The sequence below is a fragment of the Rhodoligotrophos defluvii genome, from assembly GCF_005281615.1.
Taxonomy (GTDB): domain Bacteria; phylum Pseudomonadota; class Alphaproteobacteria; order Rhizobiales; family Im1; genus Rhodoligotrophos; species Rhodoligotrophos defluvii.
This window is the reverse complement of record NZ_SZZM01000003.1, coordinates 59473-80433: the sequence shown is the minus strand read 5'-3', so window position 1 is coordinate 80433 and position 20961 is coordinate 59473. Positions and strand designations below refer to the sequence as shown.

The 20961-nt window shown below is 64.8% G+C and carries 17 protein-coding genes; 9 read left to right on the top strand and 8 right to left on the bottom strand.

All coding sequences use genetic code 11. The features are described from left to right. The first annotated feature begins 466 nt into the window (after positions 1-466). The 7 genes from E4P09_RS14695 to E4P09_RS14665 all read left to right on the top strand — a co-directional run bounded on the left by E4P09_RS14695 (position 467) and on the right by E4P09_RS14665 (position 7107). Positions 467-1015, top strand: coding sequence for a cupredoxin domain-containing protein (locus E4P09_RS14695; RefSeq protein WP_137390402.1), 549 nt, complete (start codon positions 467-469; stop codon positions 1013-1015). 32 nt (positions 1016-1047) lie between these two features. Then, positions 1048-2859 (top strand): copper resistance system multicopper oxidase, encoded by a 1812-nt coding sequence (locus E4P09_RS14690; protein WP_137390401.1) that lies wholly within the window; start codon positions 1048-1050, stop codon positions 2857-2859. Next, a complete protein-coding gene (locus E4P09_RS26725) occupies positions 2856-3989 on the top strand; it encodes a copper resistance protein B (RefSeq protein ID WP_137390400.1) in 1134 nt (377 codons plus the stop codon). The genes E4P09_RS14690 and E4P09_RS26725 overlap by 4 nt, the downstream gene beginning before the upstream one ends. A 10-nt stretch (positions 3990-3999) precedes the next feature. Continuing rightward, positions 4000-4449, top strand: coding sequence for a pseudoazurin (locus E4P09_RS14680; RefSeq protein ID WP_137390399.1), 450 nt, complete (start codon positions 4000-4002; stop codon positions 4447-4449). A gap of 108 nt (positions 4450-4557) precedes the next feature. Continuing rightward, entirely contained in the window at positions 4558-5901 is a 1344-nt protein-coding gene (locus tag E4P09_RS14675; RefSeq protein ID WP_137390398.1) for an ABC transporter ATP-binding protein, read from the top strand. Positions 5902-5935: 34 nt separating this feature from the next. Continuing rightward, positions 5936-6376 (top strand): copper chaperone PCu(A)C, encoded by a 441-nt coding sequence (locus E4P09_RS14670; RefSeq protein ID WP_170984451.1) that lies wholly within the window; start codon positions 5936-5938, stop codon positions 6374-6376. A 77-nt stretch (positions 6377-6453) separates the two neighbouring features. Next, entirely contained in the window at positions 6454-7107 is a 654-nt protein-coding gene (locus E4P09_RS14665) for an isochorismatase family protein (protein ID WP_170984450.1), read from the top strand. Positions 7108-7144: 37 nt separating this feature from the next. Here E4P09_RS14665 and E4P09_RS14660 read toward each other — a convergent pair whose 3' ends face one another. Next, entirely contained in the window at positions 7145-8035 is an 891-nt protein-coding gene (locus E4P09_RS14660; RefSeq protein WP_137390395.1) for a helix-turn-helix domain-containing protein, read from the bottom strand. A gap of 395 nt (positions 8036-8430) precedes the next feature. Between E4P09_RS14660 and E4P09_RS26890 the strand changes: the two genes are divergently transcribed. Both E4P09_RS26890 and E4P09_RS14655 read left to right on the top strand, forming a co-directional pair. Continuing rightward, entirely contained in the window at positions 8431-8682 is a 252-nt protein-coding gene (locus tag E4P09_RS26890) for a transcriptional regulator domain-containing protein (RefSeq protein WP_428977717.1), read from the top strand. Continuing rightward, complete coding sequence (locus E4P09_RS14655; RefSeq protein ID WP_205042132.1) at positions 8672-9262, top strand: DNA -binding domain-containing protein; 591 nt, start codon at positions 8672-8674, stop codon at positions 9260-9262. Before E4P09_RS26890 ends, E4P09_RS14655 begins: the two co-directional genes overlap by 11 nt. Before the next feature lie 15 nt (positions 9263-9277). Here the strand turns inward: E4P09_RS14655 and E4P09_RS14650 are convergent, their stop codons facing one another. The 7 genes from E4P09_RS14650 to E4P09_RS14620 all read right to left on the bottom strand — a co-directional run bounded on the left by E4P09_RS14650 (position 9278) and on the right by E4P09_RS14620 (position 20822). After that, positions 9278-9544 (bottom strand): DNA -binding domain-containing protein, encoded by a 267-nt coding sequence (locus E4P09_RS14650; RefSeq protein ID WP_137390394.1) that lies wholly within the window; start codon positions 9542-9544, stop codon positions 9278-9280. A gap of 437 nt (positions 9545-9981) precedes the next feature. Continuing rightward, a complete protein-coding gene (locus tag E4P09_RS14645; RefSeq protein WP_137390393.1) occupies positions 9982-13317 on the bottom strand; it encodes an HAD-IA family hydrolase in 3336 nt (1111 codons plus the stop codon). 312 nt (positions 13318-13629) lie between these two features. After that, on the bottom strand, positions 13630-14520 hold the full coding sequence (locus E4P09_RS14640) for a ribose-phosphate pyrophosphokinase (protein WP_137390392.1): 891 nt from the start codon (positions 14518-14520) through the stop codon (positions 13630-13632). Continuing rightward, positions 14517-16061, bottom strand: coding sequence for a thymidine phosphorylase family protein (locus tag E4P09_RS14635; protein WP_428977716.1), 1545 nt, complete (start codon positions 16059-16061; stop codon positions 14517-14519). Before E4P09_RS14635 ends, E4P09_RS14640 begins: the two co-directional genes overlap by 4 nt. Then, positions 16058-17497 (bottom strand): MBL fold metallo-hydrolase RNA specificity domain-containing protein, encoded by a 1440-nt coding sequence (locus E4P09_RS14630; RefSeq protein WP_137390391.1) that lies wholly within the window; start codon positions 17495-17497, stop codon positions 16058-16060. The genes E4P09_RS14635 and E4P09_RS14630 overlap by 4 nt, the downstream gene beginning before the upstream one ends. A 33-nt stretch (positions 17498-17530) precedes the next feature. Continuing rightward, the gene (gene glgX / locus E4P09_RS14625; RefSeq protein ID WP_137390390.1) at positions 17531-19822 is read right to left on the bottom strand and encodes a glycogen debranching protein GlgX; all 2292 of its coding nucleotides are present in this window, start codon (positions 19820-19822) and stop codon (positions 17531-17533) included. Then, positions 19815-20822, bottom strand: a complete 1008-nt coding sequence (locus tag E4P09_RS14620; protein WP_137390389.1) for a hydroxyacid dehydrogenase — start codon at positions 20820-20822, stop codon at positions 19815-19817. The genes glgX and E4P09_RS14620 overlap by 8 nt, the downstream gene beginning before the upstream one ends. Between the last annotated feature and the right edge of the window lie 139 nt (positions 20823-20961).

Below are 20961 nucleotides of genomic sequence, written 5' to 3'. Positions count from 1 at the left end.
TAACGTCCCAGCCTCCAGCCTCTCACCAAACTTCCCCGCTTCATCCGCTCGGGCACCATCAGCACTCCGATAACGATGGCTCGAACCATACCGGATCATGCTGCGTGGTCGGTTGCTCGGCTTCAGGAATCCCCGCCTACGCTCCGAGCGCTACACCGACCTTCACGTCCGAGCGTTGCGCCCCTGCACCGGTGACATCCGCGCGGGCGCTCGGCATCACGCCGCCACATCGTCCTCCGCGACACCTCTCCTAGCAGATATCCGCGCGACTTCGCGTTAGGCGCTTAGGCTTGCCAACAGGTGAAGCCGGAACTCGATGTCCCGGCTGACCAGCACGCCGTCCTTCAGATCTGCGCCTCACGTTGCAGCCGGACCGGCACGGGATTGTGCCAGACCGTCCTGAAGACCCGCGCGGCGCATCCCCCTGTGACATCGCAAATATCTGAATCTCTAGGAGACCCTTGCCATGATCAGCTTTGGCATTCGCTTCATCCAAATCACCTCTTTCGCGGCTGGCCTCTCGGCCATGTCCACGCTGGCGCTCGCCGATACCGGCCATAGCCATGGCGCCGCCATCGGCGAGCCAGCCAAGGCATCCGCCGCCACACGCACCATCCAGGTCAAGCTGGGCGACAATTTCTACGAACCCCGGACGATTCAGGTGAAGGCCGGAGAGACCGTGCGCTTCATCCTGACGAACACCGGCGAGCTCCTGCACGAGTTCAACATTGGGACGGCGGCTATGCACGCCGAGCACCAGAAGGAAATGCTGGCGATGATGGAGAGCGGCATGCTGACCGCGACCGGCATCAACACCGACATGTCGAAGATGGATCACTCCAAGATGGGCGGCCATTCGATGAAGCACGATGACCCGAACAGCGTTCTCGTCGAGCCGGGCAAGACGAAGGAGATCGTCTGGACGTTCACCCAGGCCGCCGATCTCGAATTCGCCTGCAATGTCCCCGGCCATTACGAGGCCGGGATGGTCGGCAATATCCGTTTCGGACGCTGAGCGCAGATGGCCATAGAGATGGAGAGCTAGCCATGAGGAAATCTTCTTCCATCCTCGATCGTCGCGCCTTCTTGGCGGGCACTGCTGCCATCGGGGGAGCCGCCGTATTTGCACCCCTGCTGCCTGCCTGGGCGCAGTCCGGAACGCGCGGCCTGAAGCCGGACATGCCGACCCTCTCGGGCGAGGATATCGCGCTCAGGATCGGCCACAGCCCATTCACCGTGGGGGGGCGGACCGGCCAGGCGGTGACGATCAACGGGACCGTCCCAGCACCGCTGATCCGCCTCAGAGAAGGGCAGAATGTCCGGATCGCCGTAACCAACACGCTCGAAGAGGATACCTCGATCCACTGGCACGGCGTGTTGCTGCCTTTCCAGATGGACGGCGTTCCCGGCGTGAGCTTCCCGGGCATCCGCCCGGGCGAGACCTTCGTCTACGAGTTCCCGATTCGGCATGCCGGCACCTTCTGGTACCACAGCCACTCCGGTCTTCAGGAGCAGCTCGGGCATTACGGGCCACTGATCTTCGACCCGGCCGGGGCCGATCCCGTCGCCTATGATCGCGAGCACGTTCTGGTGCTCTCCGACTGGAGCTTCATGAATCCGCACACGATGCTGCGGAAGCTGAAGGCGATGGGCGACTACTTCAACCGCCAGCAGTTGACGGTGGCGGGTCTGTTCCGGACAGGCGATCCCGAGCAGCAAATGCCGCTCTCGGAACGGCTGATGTGGGACAGGATGCGGATGGATCCCACGGACATCGCCGACATCACCGGGACCACCTACACCTACCTCATCAACGGCCACGGACCGCAGGAGAACTGGACCGGGTTGTTCCGGCCCGGTGAGCGGGTTCGTTTGAGGGTCATCAACGCGTCGGCAATGACCGTCTTTAACGTCCGGATTCCCGGCCTGCCGATAACGATAGTCCAAGCGGACGGCAATAACGTTCGCCCTGTAAAGGTGGACGAGTTCCAAATCTCCGTCGCCGAGACCTACGACGCGATCGTCGAGCCGGCGGACGACCGCGCTTACACCATCGTCGCCGAATCCGTCGACCGCTCTGGCATGGGCCGCGGAACCCTTGCGCCGCGGATGGGCATGACCGCTGCGGTGCCACCGCTCCGCCCCAGGCCAACGCTCGGCATGGACGACATGGGCATGGCGGGGATGGGTCACGGGTCCATGGGCGGCATGGACCACGGGTCAATGTCCGGCATGGATCATGGCGCGATGGCTGCCATGGGCCAAAGCGGCGGCATGACCGGCATGGGTATGGGCGACATGAACATGCGCGACGAATCGCTCGCGCCGCCGGATATGAAGGTCGGCGTTGGCGTCGATATGATCGCAATGAACCCGCAGGACTCGGTCGGAAAGCCGGGCCTCGGTCTCGCGAATGTCGGCCACAAGGTGCTGGTCTATACGGATCTCGTCGCGCTTGAGCCCAATCCCGATCCGCGTCCGCCGTCACGATCGCTGGAGATCCACCTGACCGGCAACATGGAGCGGTTCATGTGGTCGTTCGACGGGCGCCAGTTCAGCGAAGTCGTCGAGCCGATCCGCTTCGCCCGCAACGAGCGTGTTCGAGTGACGCTGGTCAACGATACGATGATGCAGCACCCGATCCATCTCCACGGCCACTTCTTCGAGGTGGTGAACGGCCATCCGGGCCACCACCCGATGAAGCATACCGTGAACGTGCTCCCGGGAAGCAAGATCACCTTCGACCTGACGGCGGACAACCCGGGCGACTGGGCGTTCCACTGTCATCTCCTCTTCCACATGCATGCGGGTATGTTCAACGTCGTCACGGTCCGTCCGCTCGATGGAGGACCGGCATGAAAGCGCTCCTGATCGCAGTGCTCGCGGCGGCTGTAGGAACCCCGGCCTACGCCCAGCACGCCGGCCACACCATGCCCATGCAAGCACCCGCTGCGGACCCGCATGCGGGGCATGATATGAACGCCAAGCCCGCCCCCGCGCCGCAACCGGACCCGCATGCCGGTCACGACACGGGAACCGCGACGCCGGCTTCTCCTCCTGCCGCGGCCGATCCGCATGCCGGTCACGACATGGGGACGATGCAGCCAGCCGCGCCGGCCGGCCCGACGGATCCACACGCGGGCCACGGCATGGGCACCATGCAGCCGGCCGCTCCGGCGTCCCCTGCCGACCCGCATGGGGGTCACGGTATGGGGCCGGAGGCCGGCCCCGCTCCGGTGCTGCCCGAAGCTCCGCCGCCGCCGGCGGCATTCTCCGGCCCGAGGCATGCCGCTGACATGCTGTTCGATCCGTCAGACATGGCCAGAGCACGTGAGGACCTTCGTGTCGAGCAAGGGGGGGCTACGAATTACAGAGTGATGGTCGACCAGCTCGAAGCGCGAATTCACGATGGCCGGGATGGCTATCTCTGGGACGCGCAGGGCTGGTATGGCGGCGACATCGACAAGCTCTGGATCAAGACGGAAGGCGAGGGCAGCTTCGGCGAGAAGACGGAGGAAGCCGAAGTGCAGGCGCTATGGAGCCGCGCCATCACGCCCTGGTTCGATTTCCAGGCGGGCATCCGCTACGACTTCCGGCCCGACCCGGAACGCGGCCATTTGGTATTAGGGTTGCAGGGCCTCGTGCCGTACGAGTTCGAGGTCGATGCCGCGGCGTTCGTTTCGGATGAAGGTGATGTCTCCGCGCGGTTCGAGGCCGAGTACGACCTGCTGATTACGCAGCGCCTCATCCTGCAGCCCAGAGCCGAGGTCAATCTCGCGGCCCAGGAGGTCCGCGAGCTCGGCATCGGCAGCGGCATCAACGACATCGAGCTCGGTCTCAGGCTCCGATACGAGTTCGCACGCGAGTTCGCGCCGTATGTGGGCGTCGAGTGGGAGCGGAAACTGGGAGAGACCGCAGACTTCGCGCGCGACGAAGGCGAGGGCGTTGATGACCTCTTCTTCGTCACAGGTGTGCGAATCTGGTTCTAAGGAGACAAACATGAAGAAGCTTGTTCAGATGGCGGCGGCGGTCGCTTCAGCATCCATTTCGCTCATGGTGCCTGCTCATGCCAGCGAAGTGTCAGTCGAATTGCTCAACAAGGCGGGTGAGCGCCGGTTCGTCTTCTCACCGGAGCTCCTCCGGATCAATCCGGGCGATACCGTGGTCTTCGTTCCGACCGACAAGGGACACAACACCGTCTCTATCGACGGCATGCTCCCCGAAGGCGCCGAACGGATCAACATCGGCTTTAACAAGGAAGGCGCTGTCACGCTCAATCGACCTGGCATCTACGGCATCGAATGCACGCCCCATGCCGGTCTCGGCATGGTGGGTCTCATCGTCGTCGGCGATCCGGGCAGCAGCGATGCGGCCCGTCGTGCCGCGACCAAGCTGCCGCCTAAGGCCCGAGAGCGTATCGACGCGCTCCTAGACCAGGCCGAAAGCTGATCGCGATACTCGTCTCGGCGGCGCTGGTGTGGTCGAAGCCATCGTCGTGCCCACGTCGCCGAGACACCGAGCTTCGCGACCGCTGCCGAGTCGAAAGGGTGCAGCGCGATGTTTCCGTTCACAGACCTTCACATTCTTGCCGACGACCTCGTTGTTGGCTCTTTCGACCATACTCACTGGTGGCTGCACCTCGTCGTGCACATCGTGGTCGTTGCGGGACCAGTGGCGCTGCTCGCGGTGCTGATCGCGTGGTGCCTTCGCCTCCTGCGCGGATACCGTCGTCGCTCTACCCAACGGGGCGCGGCGGCACCTGCGGATCTCGGCCGTAGCGCCCTCGTCCCCGGCGTATTCGGCTATCTTCTTCGCCAGACGTGGCGCTCGCAACTTTGGCTCCTGCTCGGTGCGGTTCTGTCTCTGCCGGTGCTCTATGCCACTTTGGAGCTGCCCAAGGTCATCATCAACAACGCGATCGACTCTGGGCATTTCCCGATCCGCTTTGGTGGCTTCCTCCTCTCGCAGAGCGAGTTCCTGTTCATTTTGTGCTTCCTGTTCCTGGCAGCCGTGCTTGCCAACGGCAGTCTCAAGTACCTCGTGAACCTATACACAGGACGAGTCGCCGAGGCACTCGTGCGGCGGTTGCGGCTGACGGTTCACCGAGAGTGGCGCCGCCGGGGTCGTCCAGGTGGTCCTGCTCAGCTCATTCCGGTCGTTACCCAGGAAGTCGAACCTGTCGGCGGCTTCGCCGGTGAGGCCTTCGTGCTGCCAGTCCTTCAGGGTGGTACTTTCCTCACGATCCTGACATTCATGCTGGTCCAGGACCCGATCCTGGGGGCCGCAGCAGTAACCCTGTTACCGCTGCAACTCATGCTGATTCCCCGCCTCCAGCGGCGGATCAATGCGCTGGGGCGCGAGCGGGTCCAGGAAGTCCGTCAGCTCGGTGCGATCATCGGTAATGAGGACTCTAACGGTCTCAGTACGCTCCACGACTCCTTCAGGCGGATACAGGCGATCCGCTTCGAGATTTATAAGCGCAAGTTTTTCATGAAGGGACTGAGCAATTTCATTTCTCAAATGACGCCGTTCTTTTTCTACACGATCGGCGGCTATCTCGTGATCGAGGGAAAGCTGTCCTTCGGCGCCCTTGTCGCGGTACTCGTCGCCTACAAGGACTTCTCAGCGCCTTTGCGGGAACTGTTCCGCTATTACCAGACCATGGAGGACGTGCGGGTCCGCTATGAGGAGCTCCGCTGTTTCCTAACAGGTCCCTGTGATCATAGTACGGAGGCAGTTGTGTTCAGGCGGGCCGCTCCTGCCGCCACCGCAGAGGTCCCTGTTGGATCATCGGAAGCCGGTAGCAACGGGCTGAGCATGGCTCGCCAGACGACGACACCTGTCTGGCCTGCCTTTGCAGGCCAGGGTCAATTGGCCTGCACCATTTCCAGAGAAACATGAGGGGACGCAGGCTATGCCAACACGGCTGAGGCTCATGACTCCTTTGCTGCTGATTGTGCTGGCGCTGGTCTCCAGCCTCCCAGCAGTGCTGGCGGACACGCCTTTCGATATGGGTAGCAACATCCGTGTTGAAGCGGCGACAGCCACTCCTGCTCGACAAGGCGATTCCTCTCGCATTCGCTTTCGCATCATCAACGGCAGCACGGCCCCGTTTCATGTCATTGGGATCGATACACCCGTGGCCCGAGAGGCAAGACTAGTCGCACGTATAGGAGATATTGAAACGGCAGTACTCGAATCCATCGGGACTCCGGCTGGCGAAACCCTCGACCTGACGACCTCGCATCTCTGGTACGAGATCGGGCCAGTAACGCGCGATCTGCGTGCGGGAGAGACTTTCGAGATGAACCTACGTTTCGTGGGTGGAAAGCTCACTGTTCCGGTTCACGTCCATGAAGCTCCATCAGAAAAATAGTACGTACCCGCTCCTTATCTCCGTGTCGTTCGATGAAGGAAGGCCGTCCATCCTTTCTCTGCAATGAGACCGCAAGTATGGTTGCACCAAGCGACGAACCTAAGAGACCCCGCGCTGAGACCACCGGAAAATGGACTACTTTACTGACGCCGGACACAGCGGTCATTGCCGTGATCGACTTTCAGTCCTCGCAGGCTGTACGTCTGCAATCATCCGAAGCGCCCCTTCTCGTCGAGAACGCCGCCGCTCTCGTAAAGATCGCCGCGGTATTCGGTGTTCCACTCATACTATCGACGTCGCGGGAGAGCGACGACGGGGAGCTGATTGGCGAAGTAAGTGACGCCGCTGCCCAAGCATCACTGACCGTCCGGGCGACGGGTCGGCGGAATGCATGGGAGGATCCGTCCTTTCGGAATGCGATTCTGTGTGCTGACAGACGAAAACTCGTGCTGGCCGGTCTGTTTACGGAAGAGGCCATCACGCTTACGACCATTGCCGCGCTCGAGGCCGGCTTCGAAGCCTACGTCGTGCTTGACGCCTGCGGGGCAACGAGCGCCGATGCGCATCACGTGGCTATCCGGCGCCTCGAGCAGGCAGGCGCAATTCCCGTGACCACCCGCCAGGTCGCCAGAGAATTTCTCGATGTCCGAAACACACCCGAAGCCCGAGCTGCCGTCCGTGCGATTGAGGAAGCCCACTTCTCCATCGGGCCGCCTGAATCGACGCCTTGATCCCTCTGCGACCGGCGCGTCGTAGCAAAAGGCCCTTTCAGAGCGAACGGCGGAATCGGGCAGGGGTCATGCCGGTCAGGCGATGGAAATGGAAAGTCAGGTGGCTTTGACTGGAAAAGCCGACAGATAGGCTGACTTCGCTAATCGACAGCCTGGGATCCGCCAGGAGCTCCTTGGCGCGGTTGACCCGTTGCTCGATCAGGTAACTGTGTGGGGAGCGGCCGACGCTCGCCCTGAAGGCGCGCGCGAAATGAAACTGGCTGAGCTCGGCGACCGCCGCGAGCTCGCTCTGGTTCAAATCTGCCGCGAGGTTGTCGGCAATGTATTCGGTCACGCGGCGTAGCCGGTTAGGAGCCAGGCCTCCGTGATGGCGCGGCAGACGAGCTGGTGCCGCGCCGTAACTGCGGGCGAGATGCACGGCCAGCGAGGTCGCGAGTCCCTCGAGGAACAATTGCCCGCTCGCGCCATTCGAAGTGAGCTCGTTCGCGAAAAGGGCTGTCATGTCGCGGATCAGGCTGTCGTCTGCACCGATGGCTGGATTCAGTTCCAAGTGATCGCTGCTGAATGCGACGTCAAATGCCCGTTGCGCGACATCGAACGCAAATTCATGGTCGATCGCAATCACCAGCACGCGCGGTCGTCCTCGCCATCGCTGCCAGAGTGGCTGGTTGGAGCTCGTGATGTGCACAGTGCCGGGCGTGATGAGTCGCTGCTGGAGGCGATCGCTACCGGGCATGCGCCACTCCATGCGGAACGGGGCACCCTGGTGCACAGCAACGGTCAGCTGAACTGCCCCGATGCGCCTCCCTGGGTTTGGATGCAACGTGCAGCGTGTCAGTGCTACCGTGCCGACGGAGAGGCGATGGGCAAGTGCGAACGGTGTCGCGCGGGCAGGACCGGCGAAGTCGATAAGGCTGGCGTTCTGCACCGCCGCCTCACCAGAGAACCTCTCTGGCGTGTCCAGGCGTTTATCGGAACCGATCCTCGCACCTCCACGCGGTTTCTTGTCGCGCAACCGAAGGCTGTAGGACCGTTCACCTTATCTTCAGAAAAGTTAATAATGCGTTGCCGTGATCGGCCGCTGTTAGGCTGTTCTCCGTCGTGATGAAGGGATTGCCGCAGGATTCCGATATATCTGGCACGAGCATGACAGAAGCGGCCCACCCGATAAGCCAGGATCGGGTATGAGGGGAATTCCCTCGATGATGATGTCGATCGCCCGGCGGTTGCCGTCGGGAGCCATGAGGGGGACGCGCGGCCGTCCGCGCGGTGCTCGCGACGCGACAGCCCTCCGCCGAGCGATGGCTCGAGGAGGACGTCAGCATGCGACGGAATGGCGACTCACGTATTGCGCCAGATTGGCGCGACGCCGACACCTATGCTTATACCCAGGACTTGCCCCGCCGCGCCTGGGCTTGGGAGTTCCTGCGTCGCAATCCGGCTTATCGTCGGTCGGCGGAGCGAGCGCTTTCCAAACGGCCACGCAAGGTCGCGAAATTCGCGGCGGCGACCGTCCTGTTCTCCGCCGCTCCCGATTGTTGGGAGTCCGCGCCGTGGGGCCTGCTTGGGTTTTGAGGCGCCCGACCTGGATGCCTGCGCCGCCTCGGTCTTCTGGCGGCCGGATTGGTGCCCTGCTGTTCTCCCAGTGAAGGTCGCGCCAAGCTGCGACCTCGCCGAGAGGCGGGTGCCGATTCCCCTGGACCGGCTCGAGTGTCGCATCACGATCCTGAGGTACAAAGAGGAACAGGAGAGCATCCTCTTCGACACCGCCGGACGCGCCTTACAGATAGCGATCACGAGCGGAAGTATATTGCACGCCGAGGCGCTTCTCACCGACGCCCTTATAGGCATTGCGGTGCTGCCGGCCCGTCTGCATACGCTCCGCTGTCTCGCGGATCTCCTCGCAACGCGACGCTTAAAGCCCGCTCGTTTCCCACCCGATCCGCGGCGACGGCGTCACGCACAGCTCCTGCAGGCCCTCGATGGGTGGCTTGCTGGTGCTTCTCAGTATGACATCGCTCATGCCCTCGTCGGGGCCGAGCGCGCCGCACGGGACTGGCGCGATCCCGGCGATCATCTGCGCGACCATGTTCGGCGCGCGATACGGCGCGCCCGGGCCCTGATGGACGGCGGCTATCGCGGGTTCCTGACGTGATCGCTCGCGGTCTCGTCAATGCTGCAGGAGGTGCTGGTAGCCAGCCTCGGTCATCCACCGCGCCCGCCGCAGATGACTAGCAACGGCTCTCTCAGCTCGTTCAGGTTCCGTCGCTGGGTCGATCCCAAGAATAATCTTGGCCATCTCGTCTGTACTGGCTCCCTCAGAGCTTGCATCCAGCAGCCGCAGATACGTCAGAAGGTGCGCTTCATCATATGAAGTCAGCTCATTCGACCACGGCGCTTCATCGGCGATCGTCGCGTCATCTGTTTGCTTCGACATTTCGGCACTCGCTCGCGCTCTCGGCGTGCAACTCACTTTCTCTTCTCGGGGTCGCCGTCCGGAGCCTGGCGGCCGGACGTTTGCAACCCTCGCACGCAAGGGCACAGCACCTTTAGGCCGGAGCCCTGGACATAGTGCCGTCGTCCGGCCATAGGCCGAACGTGCGTGGGGTTGCAAAGCCCCCTGAGCGAATTGGCGCTCAGGCACATAGAATCGCAGACCTTTCCGAGCACCGCAAGGCCTGCTACGGAATGACCGACAACTGCATCTGCGCCAATCGCCGCGACGCCGATGCAGCAACTGCCGCCATTCACCTGGGCGACTACTTCACATGGGCGTGCTCAGTGGCGTGCCGGTCTCCGCCAGGACGCCAGGAGGCGAGATTAAGCGCCGATGTTCGAAGGCGGCCAAAGCCGGTGGGCATACGCTTAGCGGTGTCACCCATCGGAGGAACCCGTCGGACGCCTTGCCTCCGACAATTGGAAAACCTCCGACGTGCCCGGTTGCAGAACGACGGTCCGCCGACCGACGGCGACCGAAATCGCCTCGGCGCCGCTGGGATCGCTCGCAATCTTGAGTGTGGTCGCGGTCAGGTCGACCGACAGCGAGTGCTTGCGGTAGCGCAGCTGGAAGGAAAGGCGGCTGAGCTCTTCGGGAAGCACTGGGTGGAAGCGAAGCTTGTCGCCGCGTAATTCCAAGCCGGTGTAGCAGCGCTGTAGAAGATCGATGGTTCCGGCCATGGCACCCAGATGGATGCCTTCGGGCGTGCTGCCGCCCTGAATGTCGTCGATGTCGCTTCGCAACGCTTCCGTAAACAGGTTCCAGGACTGGCGCCGCAGGGATCGCGCGAGCACCCAAGCGTGAACGATGCTACTCAAAGTCGAGCCGTGCGAGGTGCGCCGGAGATAGTAGTCGATCGTCTGGGGAATTATCGCGCTCTCGAAGGCGTAGCCAAGGCGCCCGAAGAGTTCGGCCAATTCCTCGGCGGAAAACAAGTAGAACAACATGAGGACATCGGCCTGCTTCGAAAGCTTGTAACGGTTGGGCGAATCGCCCTCCGCCTCAAGGATCAGGTCGAGCCGCATGATGTTGCCATAGCGGCGCCGGTAGGCCGCCCAATCGAATTCCTCGAGTCCCTCGTAGCCTTCGAACTGGCTAAGGATGCCGTCACTGTGAAAAGGCAGGTAAAGCTTGCGGCTCACATCCTCCCAATGAGCGATTTCATCCCGTTCGATATCCAGAGTCTCGCAAAGGTCGCGGCATCGCTCGACGGGGAGCAGGTCGAACAGGTCGAGCGCGCGGGCAAGGCACCACGCCGCCATGACGTTCGTGTAGGCGTTGTTGTCCAAACCCGGCACATCGCGGCCCGGATAGCGGTCGTGGAACTCGTCCGGCCCCATGACATCGCAGATGTCGTAGCGACTGCGGGCCTCGTTCCACCGGGCGATGCTCGCCCAGAAGCGGGCAATCTCGAAGAGTAGTTCCGCCCCGTAGCTATAGAGGAACTCGGAGTCGCCAGTTGCCTGGTGATAGCGCCACACGTTGTAGGCGATTGCGGCGCCGACATGCCTTTGCAGGTGCGTATCGTCCCGAATCCAGTTGCCGGACCGGGGATTGAGGTACGCCACATCGGTCTCTTCCCGTCCGTTGCTGCCGCTCTGCCAAGGAAACATCGCGCCGCGGTACCCGGCCGCGCGCGCTGCCCAGCGGGCCTCTGGCAGGCGACGGTAGCGGTAGAGGAGGAGGGACCGCGTCAGGACCGGTATGCGCAGACTGAGGAACGGAAAGATGAAGAGTTCGTCCCAGAAGATATGACCGCGGTAGCCCTCACCATGCCAGCCGCGAGCCGGAACACCGGCATCGAGCTCCATCGTGTGCCGCGAGACGGTCTGCAAAAGGTGAAAAATGTGGAGACGGACGGTCAAGTGCGCGCGGTGGAGCGGATCGGCGTGGAGCTCGACGACATCCATATCGCAGCGCCGCCACAGATGGGCCCAGGCGAGGGCATGGCTTGCGAGGAGCTCCTCGAATCCGCCGGCGCGGGAAACGGCGGCGCGCGCCTCCGTCCGGCTGTCCGCAACGGCGCGGTCGCGCGAGGTGTAGAGGGCTACGATCTTCTCCAACTCGGCGCGATCACCGGGGGCGAGATCGAGAGCGAGCTCCTGGCCGACATGGGTAGGCTCTACAATTGCGTGCCGGTCGAACGGACGGACCTGTCCGTTGACGGCAAGGCGGATGCGCGCGGCCTCCGTGATCCGCAGTTGCGACTGCGTCGTTTCCGCATCGAGGAGGATGATCTCGGGATCCGGCGCAGCTGTGTCACGCACCATCAAGTGTGCGCCGTTGAAGGGGCGGTACCGCTGTACGCCCGCATTCTTGACTCTGCCGTCCAGGAAGGCACGGACGGTGAGTCGTCCCGACCAGTTCTCGGCAGTGATTGCGACGTGCTGACCGGCGAGATGCTTCTCTTGCACATGGACGAAGCGCCGTTCGAAGACGCGGGTGCGCCGTCCCTTCGGATCGCGAATGCGGATGTTACGCTCGTACAATCCACGTCGCAGGTCGAGTGCCTGCCGATAGCCCAGGATCTCGACGTGGCGCAGGTCGAACCAGTCATCGTCGTCAGCACGGAACGTCAGAGGCAGCCAGTTCGGCAGATTGACCAAATCCTCGTGCTCCACCATCCGGCCGGCAATCGCCGTTGTCAGCCGGTTGTAGCCGCCGGCGAGATAGGTGCCGGGATAGTGAATGTCATCGGCGGCCGCTTCGGCCGCGGCCCCTCGGGTAACGAAATAGCCGTTGCCGAGGGCAGAGAGCGTTTCGCGCCGTCCCTCGACGGCAGGATCGAACCCGTCGTAGGCAAATACCCATGGGTCGGTTTCGGCCAGAGCGCCGGCATGACGCCGCTCCATCCCGGGCTGGCTTATGAAGGGGTCCAGCCGATGCACGTCCGGCTCGGCCCGGGGAGCGCGCGCACGCGGTGCCGTCGGTCTGTCCGGCCGCAACTCGACCTCCGAAAGGTCGGCTACGACAACATGGGCACCGTGCGCCCGGAGCGCCTCGGCTTGGCCGGAACGGTCGACGCCGATGACCAAGCCGAACTTGCCGGCGCGGCCAGCCGCGACCCCGGCGGTTGCGTCCTCTATTACGACGGTTCGCGCCGGGGCTGTCCTGAGCCGGCGCGCCGCTTCGAGGAAGGCGTCGGGTGCCGGCTTGCCGCGCAGCGAAAGCGCTGCTTGGACGTTTCCGTCCACTGTTGCATCGAACAGCGACTCGAGCCTGGCGGCGCCGACGATCTCGGCGCAATTCCGACTCGCCGTCACCAGCCCGACTTTGAAGCCGAGCGCCCGCAGGCGCCGGATCAGCGCCACCGTCGAGGGATAGACGTCCACTCCGTGAGCCCGAATGTGATCAAGGAAGAGCCGATTCTTGCGCGCGCCGAGCCCGTGCACCGTATCCCGGTCCGGCCCATCGGACGGATCGCCCTCCGGTAAGGACAGATTTCGCGCGGGGAGGAAGGCCCGGATCGCTTCGAGACGCGGCCGGCCGTCGACGTAGGCTTGATAGTCCGCACGAGTGAAGGGCACGAACGGGACGGTGTCCTCCTGGGCTCGCTCTTGAAGGAACGCATCGAACACTTGGGTCCATGCGGCAGCATGGACCCGGGCCGTATCGGTCACCACGCCATCGAGATCGAACAGGACGGTCGCGAATCGTCTGCGCGTCAGGACGACGCCATCGGATCCCTTTCCCTGAGCGGCGCTATCTTTCATGACATTTCATCCAGCGCCCACCTGCTGCCAGGAGAGAAGAGTGTAGCGCATCATGCCCTCTGGACCGCCCTTCGTAGCGAACCCTGCGGCACGCGCTGTTGAACATCCCGAGCGTAGCGTCGTCCCGAAGCGACGGCATGCAACTATGAGCCGACGCCACTCGATCGACCATCAACAACCCGGTCCTTGCATGGCCTGAGCCGCTGGTTGTTTCCTCGGTCAAAGCAGCGATGCCGGGCGATCATTGGCCGCAGCGGGTGGGTTGCGGACTCGCCGGCCGCCGGCGGGCTTATCGCGGGTACCCAACCCGCGTCACGTGAGGGCGGCGCGGACACCATCCGCCAGGAGACCGGTAACGTCGATGGCATTTGTCTCGTGCGGCACCGTGTTGCAGGTCACGACCCTCGCCGCGCCGGCGGCTAACAGTTCGCGGTAGGCATCGCCCGCAAAAATTCCATGAACGGCAATGCAGACCGGCGCCGGCATGCCTGTGCGCTGGAGATGCCGCACGGTCTCGATCATCGTGCGCGCTGTCGAGACGATATCGTCGATCAAGACGGGAGTTCGACCCTGCCAACGCTCGATCTCAGGCACCGAGATCTCGACCGTGCGGTCGCCGTGGCGGATTTTTCGCAATACCACGTGCGGCAGGTCCGCCTCTCGGGCAGCGACGCCCACCCATTGCGCGCTCTCGCTGTCGGGCCCGATCAGAAGAGGCCGCTCGACCTCACGGCCGATCCAGGTGGACATCAGCGGCGCCGCGTGCACCGCTATGGCTGGCACTGAGTAGAGTTCGGAAAGGTCGGCGTGCCGATGCAGATGCGGGTCGACTGTCACCAGCCAGTCGATCTGCGCGGACAGGATCTTCGCAAAGTCGGTGGCCGTGACCGCCTCGCCCGGCCTGAACCGGCGGTCCTGACGCATATAGGCGAGGTACGGTGCAATGAGACCCACTCGTTCGGCCCCTGCATCGCGTGCGGCCGCGGCCGCGAACAGGACTGGAAGGATCTTGCTGTCGGGCCGATCCAGCGTACGCAGCAGACACACCGACCGGTGGGCGACCGGTGTCTCGTACCGGAGATACGTCTCCCCGTCGGGAAAGCTACGGATCTCCACCCGGCCGAGGTCCGCGCCCAGTGTCTCGGCCAGCCCCTTCGCGAGTCGATCATCCGCCGCGAGCGGGATCAGCACGGGATCGCTCATTTCTCTACCACCTCCACGACATCGCGGTTCGCGGAGACAAACTCCAAGGCATAAGCGAGCTCGCCCGGCGTTTCCGCGTGGACCGTGAACAGAGGCCCGCCGCGATCGATCGCGGCGCCGAGCCGCGTATGCAGCTCTAGGCCGGCTGCCTTCGCATCTGGCGCCCCCGCGAGCTTCGCGACCCTGGCGAGCCGGCGGTTATCGATCCTCGACACGCGGCCGGCACGGTCTGCAAGTACGGGGTGATGGTGCGGGGCCACGGGGGGCTGCCGCAGACCGCCCTGCGCCTCGCAGATCCGCTGGAACTTCGCCCAGGCGATCCCTTCGGTCAGCGCTTGCGCTGCCGCAGCGACGCCGGCCCCGCGCGGCGCCGTTCCCGTCATTTCGAGCAGGCGGCCGGCAAGCGCAACCGCCCGGGTGCGTAGGTCGGCTGGAGCCCCCGGCGCGCCCTGGAGCACGGCCAGGACGTCCACGGCCTCCAGCGCCGGACCGATGCCGCGCCCGACCGGCTGGCTGCCATCGCTCGCGACCACCTCGACCACTATTCCGAATGCCTCTGCGACATCCATCAGATGGCGCGAGAGCGCCGCGGCCGCCTCGTCGCTGCGGACCTTCGCCGTCGGTCCTACCGGGATATCGAGCACGACGTGGGTCGAGCCGGCCGCGATCTTTTTGGAGAGGACGGAGGCGACAAGTTGTCCCTCGCTGTCGAGGTCGAGCGCCCGTTCGACCCGGATCAGCGTGTCGTCGGCCGGGCTGAGCTGCACCGCACCACCCCACACGACGCAACCGCTCTCCCGCTCCACGACCCGCCGCATCGCTGCGATGTCGAGATTCACCGGCGCCAGCGTCTCCATGGCGTCCGCGGTTCCGGCCGGCGACGTGATCGCGCGCGAGGAAGTCTTCGGCATCGTCAGGCCGCACGCCGCTGCGATCGCCACAACGATCGGCGTCGTGCGGTTGCCGGGAAGCCCACCCACGGAGTGCTTGTCAGCCACCGGACGCACGGGCCACGACAGCCGGTCACCGGCGTCCACCATCGCCCGGGTAAGCCCGATCATCTCGACGCGGTCCAGCGAACGCGCCGCGCAGGCGGTGAGGAAGGAAGCGAGATGGATGTCGTCGTAGCGGCCGCCGACAATGTCCCGGAGGATATTGCGCAGCGCCGCCGCGCTGAGGCGATCGCCGTAGATTTTCCCTCGCACCCGGCTCAGCGAATCCAGCGGTTGCGGGTGACTTGCGGCGATCTCGTCGCCGTCGGTCGCGCCCAGCTGCACCCAGGCCGACTCGGAGAGACCGGCCTCGTCGACTTCCAGTAGACCATCCGTCACATGGTAGAGCGTCGCTATGATCGACTGCTCGCCGCGGCTCAAGCGGACACGGGCATGCGCCGCAAAACCTTCCGAGCGGCAGACTGGGCAGTCCTGACGCATAAACACGACCATCTCGTGCTGCGTGTCGACACCGAGACGGCGTGCGCGCAGCCGGTTAGGCTGACGGCCAACTGGCATGGAGGCGAGGTGCGTGGGGTTTTGCGTCACGGCAGCGCCACCGTCTCGCCATGCTCGGGGATCCGGCAGTTCCAACCGAGTTCTTCCTCGATTCGGTGGCGCAGGACGTCGGAGCCGACGGGCTCGCCGTGGGTGATGAATGTCAGCGCGGGCGGCCGTTCGAAGTTGCGGAGCCAGCCGAGGATCTCGTCGGAATCGGCATGCGCCGAGAGCATCGAGAGATTGTCGATCTCGGCCCGCACCGGGAAGTATTCGCCATGGATCTTCACGCGCTCGGCGCCGGCCACCAGAGCCGCGCCGCGCGTGCCGCCCGCCTGGAAGCCGGCGAACAGAACGGTGTTCCGGGGGTCAGGGGCCAGCCGCTTCAGGTGATGGAGCACGCGGCCACCGGTCGCCATGCCGCTCGCCGAGATGATCACCTTCGGGACGGGATTTGTATTCAGCGCCTTCGACTCCTCGACCGCGCGGACGTAGCGCGCCACACCGCAAGAGATCCGGCACTCCTGCTCGGTGAGCTTGTGCGCGTTGAGATGCCGGCAGAGGAGTTCGCTCGCGTCTATCGCCATCGGACTGTCGAGGAAGACGGGCAGGTCGGGGATCCGACCCGAGGCCTTGAGCCGCTGAAGATGGTAGAGCAGCGTCTGCGCGCGGCCGACGGCGAAGGCGGGCACGAGAACCGTGCCGCCCCGCGCCGCCGTCCGCGTGATCACCTCCGCTAGCGCGTCCTCGGGATCCCGCGGCTCGTGCCGGCGATCGCCGTAGGTGGATTCGACGAGCAGGTAGTCGGCCTCGGGAATCGGGGTTGGATCCAGCATTGTGGGGCTGTCGGCGCGCCCGAGATCGCCGGAGAATACCAGTCGCGTCGAACCGTGCACGAACTCGACGATGGCGGCGCCGAGGATATGTCCGGCAGGCAGGAACCGCACGGTGAGGCTTCGCCCGATCGGGCACTCCTGCCCGAAAGCCACAGGGGCAAACCTCTCGAGCGAGGCCTCCGCATCGGCGCGCGTGTAGAGGGGTAGCGCCGGGCGATGCTTGGAGAAGCCGTGCCGGTTGGCGAATTCGGCATCCTTCTCCTGAAGATAGCCGCTGTCCGGCAGGAGGATGGCACAAAGATCGCGCGTTGCTTCCGTCGACAGGATCGGTCCCGAGAAGCCGTTCCGGACGAGGAGGGGAAGATAACCGCTGTGGTCGAGATGCGCATGCGTCAGCACGACCGCATCGAGGCGCTCCGGGGCGATCGGGAAGGGCGCCCAGTTACGCAGCCGCAGTTGCTTGAAGCCCTGGAAGAGACCGCAATCGACGAGCACGCGCGCGTCCGGCATCTCAAGGAGGTATTTGGAGCCGGTCACCGTGCCGGCGCCGCCGAGAAAGGTCAGGGCGAATGGCGCCGCGCCGGCCACTTTCGATCGTCGTGGTTCCGCGGATCGCGCGTGCCGGATCTGAGCGGCGTCAGGAGATCGCATGTTCACCTCATGCCTTAAATGTCACTTACGGTCTCACGCACCGCTCATTGCCGCCGGCGGCTCCGGAGCTCCGAGATCAAGCTCCTGATCCTGCCTGCTGTTTTCTTGCCCGTGTTCAGCGCTTCGTGTGACCGCTCGCCCGTAACGCTCGTTCCCCCACCAGGACACAAGGACCATGGTGGTTCGGGCCTCAAGGCGGATCTCGTGCACGTCATCGATGCTGGGCGCGCCGCCGAGGTCCGGTGCGTCGTCAGGCGCCGTTTTCGACGTGTCGACGGCGATGCGCCACGGCTCCATCGGCGGCGCCGGCAGGAGGAAGCCGCACGGGGCATGGCTGGCGTTGAAGAGCAGGCACAGAGTCGCGTGGCTGCCGCGGACAAGGCAGGCCAGCCGGTTGTCGGGCCCGTGCCAGTCGGGCATGCTACCCTTCGCCCCGAACCAGGCGACGTCCGCGTCCGTGTAGAAGGTCTCGGCGCGCAGCACGGAATGCGCCTTGCGGAACGCGATCAGCTGCCGGACGAAGCGCGCGAGACTCGCGTTCCGCTCTGCCAGCGACCAGTCGTACCAGGAGGTTGCATTGTCCTGGCAGTAGGCGTTGTTGTTGCCCCTCTGGGTGCGGCGGAACTCGTCGCCGCCGAGCAGCATCGGCACGCCGCGGGAGAGCAGGAGCGTGGCGAGCAGGTTCTTGATCTGCCGCAGGCGCATGGCCTCGATGCGGGGGTCATCCGTCGGGCCTTCCGCGCCGTTATTCTCGCTGTAATTCGCGTCGATGCCATCCCGGTTGCCCTCGCCGTTCGCCTCGTTGTGCTTGCGCGCGTAGCTCACGAGGTCGTTGAGCGTGAAGCCGTCGTGGCTGGTGATGAAGTTGACGCTGTTGAGCGGGCTCTCGCCGCCGCCCTGGTAGAGATCGCTGCTGCCGGCGAGCCGGGTCGCGAACGCGCCGGTCAGTCCGGGGTCGCCCCGCCAGAAGCGGCGCACGTCGTCGCGGTAGTGGCAGTTCCACTCGGCCCAGCGCCGGCCCGGGAAACGGCCCACCTGGAAGGCGCCGCCGGCATCCCAGGCCTCGGCGATCAGCTTGACGTCGCGCAGGATCGGATCCTCGGCGATCTGCTCCAGCAGCGGCGGGTTCGGCAGGAGATTGCCGCTCTGGTCGCGCCCGAGCACCGAGGCGAGGTCGAAGCGGAAGCCGTCGACGTGGCACTGCACCACCCAGTGCCGCAGGCAGTCGACGATCATGCCGCGCACCACCGGGTGGTTGCAGTTCAGCGTGTTGCCGCAGCCGGTATAGTCCGCGTAATCCCCGTCGGGGGTCAGGATGTAATAGATCGCGTTGTCGAGTCCCCGGAAGCTGTAGGTCGGGCCGGTGCGTCCGCCTTCACCCGTGTGATTGAAGACGACGTCCAGGATGACCTCGATGCCCGCCCGGTGCAGTTCGCGCACCATGGTCTTGAACGCCGCGAGTTCGCCGCCCGGCGCGACGTCGCCCGCGTACCCCGCCATCGGCGCGAACAGGGCGATAGGGTTGTAGCCCCAGTAGTCGCGCAACGCCTCGCCGGTGAGCGGATTTCGCCGCGCGATCGCCTCCGGGTAGAAGGCCTGCACCGGCATCAGCTCGAGCGCGGTGACGCCGAGCGCCTGCAAGTAGGGAATCTTCTCGATCACCCCGAGATACTGCCCGGGATAGCGGGCACCGGACGAGGGGTGGATGGTGAGCCCCCGCACGTGCGTCTCGTAGATGATGGTGTCGCCCCAGGGATGGCGGAGTGGCGCATCATCCTGCCAGTCGAACCGCTGGTCGGCGATCGCGCACCGAACGCTTCGCGCCGGAAGCGGGTCCGGCTCGCCGTTCGGGGTGGAGGCGCGGGATCCGGCCACCAGGCCGGCGACGGCGCCGGCATAGGGGTCGAGCAGGACCCGGTTCGGGTTGAACAGGTGGCCCTCTTCCAGGGCCTCCGGCCCATCCACCCGAAGCGCGTAGAACCTGCCGCGAAGGTCGCCCCTAAGGCGGACGTGCCAAGCATCTCCGGTCCGATGGCGCCGCGGCTCAAGCATGATGCGGGAGCTCGGCTCGGCCTGGGCGGGATCATCGAACAGGAGCACCTCCATCCGCGTGGCGTGGCGGCTGAACACCGCGAGGTTCACGCCATCCCAGCATTCGTGCAGACCAAGCGGGAGCGGATCACCGCGGGCGATCCCGACGGTGCCGTTGCCGGCGCCGGCTGGCGCGGCCGCATGACGCACCGGCTTCGGCAGACCGGAGGACCTGCCGGACACGACCTGGAGCCGATCCAGCGCGCGACGCACGGAACGGGGCGGCTCAGCCATCCGACACCACGTTCCGTGGCTCACCGCGCGCGAAGGCCTCAATGTTCTCCATCGTGGTCTCGACGATGCGCCGGACGGCGCTGTCCGTGTTGTAGGCGTTGTGCGGCGTCACGATCACGTTCGGGAACCGCAGCAGCACGTGGTTGGCGACGAGCGCCTTGAGGTCGTAGCCGCCGATCGATGGGGCGCGGAAGATCTGCGCCTCCTCGCGGATCAAGGGTTCCTGTGGCAACACGTCAAGGCCTGCCGCCTTGAGTCTGCCGTCGGCCAGCGCCCGTACCAATGCCGGGACATCGACAATGTTGCCCCGGGCCGTGTTGATGAGCACGGCGCCCGGGCGCATCTGGCCGAAGGCGCGGTCGGACAGCAGACCTGCCGTCTGCGGCGTGGCGGGCACGTGCAGTGTGACGACGTCGGCCGCCGCGAGCACTGCATCGAGAGCGGCGTAGCGGAAGCCAAGCTGGCGTGCGGCCTCTTCGTTCGGATGGGCGTCAAACGCCAGGACGGTCATGCCAAAGCCCTTGGCGATCTCGACCACCCGGCGTCCGATGCGGCCCGTGCCGATCACGCCCAGGGTCTTATCCCGCAGCTCGAAGCCGCGGAGGCCGGCCTGCGAGAAGTTGCCCCGCCGCGTCCGCTCGACCGCCTCGACGAGGTGGCGGGCCACCGCGAGGAGCAGAGCGAACGCGTGCTCTGCGACCGTCGAGTCGCCGTAATCCGGCACGTTGCTGACCGTTATCCCACGGCTGCGGCAGTAGGCGAGGTCGATATGGTCGTAGCCGGTGGAGCGCGTGGCGATGAGCTTCAGGTCGGAGAACCGCGCCAGAACAGCAGCGCTCAGGGTCGAGGTGACGAAGGTGCTGACGGCTTCGGCATCCGCGTGATCCGAAGCCGTCCCCTCGTCGAGCGCATCGCGGGTGCAGACCACCTGATGCTCCGGCTGCAGCCGCAGACAGGCTCGGTGCTCCCATTCCTCGGTCTCGAATACGGCAACCCTCATGCTGGTCCTTCCGTCGGTTCTGGATGCGGTCCTATTTGCCGGGGCACGCAGCCGCTTGCGCCATTACCATTGACGGCAACTCTGATCTTCTCCGCTGCTATGATGTGTGAATCCTCCGTTGAATTGCTCCTGTGAGCCC